This window comes from Sphaerospermopsis reniformis, assembly GCF_005402885.1.
GTDB lineage: Bacteria > Cyanobacteriota > Cyanobacteriia > Cyanobacteriales > Nostocaceae > Sphaerospermopsis > Sphaerospermopsis kisseleviana.
This window is the reverse complement of sequence record NZ_BJCE01000590.1, coordinates 1-362: the sequence shown is the minus strand read 5'-3', so window position 1 is coordinate 362 and position 362 is coordinate 1. Positions and strand designations below refer to the sequence as shown.

Sequence of the window (362 nt, the reverse complement as noted above, 5' to 3'; positions counted from 1 at the left end):
TATTCTAGCTGCCTTCTGAATTGATAAAAGCCCATATCAGCTATAGCTTTTGATAATTTCCCATTTGCTAACATCCCAGATACATTCAAATCTTCTATCCCTATCACCGCGTGGTTTTTGCTGATATGGGTGGTGATTTTGTGTAATGTATCTTTTCTGATGTTGGCTATTTTTTGGTGTAATCTCGCTATTTTGATTTGGGCTTTTCTATAGTTATTTGAACCTACTTTTTTATGACGGTTCAAATATTGCATTCTTGCTAACTTTTTCTCATACTTTTTATAACTTTTTACTCCATCAAATACTTCTCCTGTTGATAATATTGCTAGATGATTTATTCCTAAATCAACTCCTACAAACTC

1 protein-coding gene is annotated in these 362 nt (G+C 32.9%); it reads right to left on the bottom strand.

Annotation, left to right across the window (positions count from 1 at the left end; genetic code table 11):
* Nucleotides 1–362 (bottom strand): RNA-guided endonuclease InsQ/TnpB family protein (locus FFR48_RS28540; protein WP_162502003.1); only part of this gene is annotated, 362 nt, incomplete at both ends.